Annotated in this window: 1 protein-coding gene, 1 rRNA gene and 1 pseudogene; 2 read left to right on the top strand and 1 reads right to left on the bottom strand. The window is 48.0% G+C overall.

Going from position 1 to position 1,167, the window contains the following annotated elements; translation table 11 throughout:
• Positions 1–71 precede the first annotated feature (71 nt).
• Positions 72–392: pseudogene (locus GPM19_RS15160) on the top strand (NADP-specific glutamate dehydrogenase); the annotation flags it as partial.
• A gap of 149 nt (positions 393–541) precedes the next feature.
• The gene (rnk, locus tag GPM19_RS15155; protein WP_160419848.1) at positions 542–955 is read left to right on the top strand and encodes a nucleoside diphosphate kinase regulator; all 414 of its coding nucleotides are present in this window, start codon (positions 542–544) and stop codon (positions 953–955) included.
• Between the two features lie 127 nt (positions 956–1,082).
• Here the strand turns inward: rnk and rrf are convergent.
• Positions 1,083–1,167 (bottom strand): 5S ribosomal RNA (rrf, locus tag GPM19_RS15760); the annotation flags it as partial.

Below are 1,167 nucleotides of genomic sequence, written 5' to 3'. Positions count from 1 at the left end.
GCGTTTTTTCATGGTTCCGTCCGTGTCAAAAATCCTGACATGGATATTACTCGAAAACTTTAGGCCAGGCACTTAGCGAAGGCGCCAATATGCCTTCTACTGCGAATGCCGTGGATCGCTTTCTTGACGCTAGAGTTGCCTATGGCCCTGGAAAAGCCGCAAATGCCGGGGGTGTTGCGACCAGCCAGCTGGAGATGGCCCAAAATAGCAGTATGGAACAATGGCCACTTGAAAAAGTGGATGAAAAGCTGAAGGCGATCATGACCAATATCCATCAGCAATGCGCGGAAACCGCTAAAGAATTTGGCAAGCCCTCCAACTTAGTGCTTGGCGCTAATATTGCCGGATTCCGAAGAGTAGCGGATGCCATGATTGAGCAAGGCGTCACTTAATCGCCTTCTATCCCTTATTGGCGTACACTCAAAGAGCAACAGTCCTCCCTACTATTAGGGGAGGACTGTTTTTATTGGTATGGAAAAAGTCACTTATCTAGCATTTATTAATTTTAAGAGCTTGAACTTAATATTCCAAGGAGAACAGCATGGGATATCGTCCGCCTATTCTTATTAATCGACTCGATGCCGAACGCTTACAGCGCTTGATCGATGAAGCCTCTGAAAAAGATTTGGCAGTAGCCGAGCTACTTGAAATTGAGCTCGCACGAGGAGAAGTAGTTGATCCAAAAGATATTCCCGAAAATGTCGTCAGCATGAATAGTCAACTGCAATTCACAGACCTTATACGCGGTCGACAAATGATCAGGACGCTGGTCTATCCTCATTCCATGAATAATGTAAAAGATGCAATTTCAGTCATGGCCCCTATCGGCGCAGGCCTTATCGGACTTAAAGTCGGAGATATTATCGATTGGCCCCTGCCCAATAACGGTGAAGCTCGATTACGCATTGATGCGATTTTCTGGCAGCCTGAACGCGAAAAACAGTTCCACCGCTAAATGCGCATCAATGGTCACTCCCCCGCCGCTTACGCTTACATCGCGGGGTATTTTTCCCGTTTTCTTGAATACAAGGCAAAAAAAATCCCCCGGGGCGGGTAGCCTCGGGGGATTTTTTCGAATAGGTGCCTGACGATGACCTACTCTCGCATGGGGAGACCCCACACTACCATCGGCGCGGAACGGTTTCACGACTGAGTTCGGCAAGGGAT

This window comes from Vreelandella zhuhanensis (assembly GCF_009793355.1).
Lineage (GTDB): Bacteria > Pseudomonadota > Gammaproteobacteria > Pseudomonadales > Halomonadaceae > Vreelandella > Vreelandella zhuhanensis.
This window is presented reverse-complemented; position numbering and strand designations above follow the sequence as displayed.

Bases quoted from the DNA above. Each gene is read 5' to 3' on its own strand.
- rnk (WP_160419848.1), top strand. From the start codon at position 542: ATGGGATATCGTCCGCCTATTCTTATTAATCGACTCGATGCCGAACGC.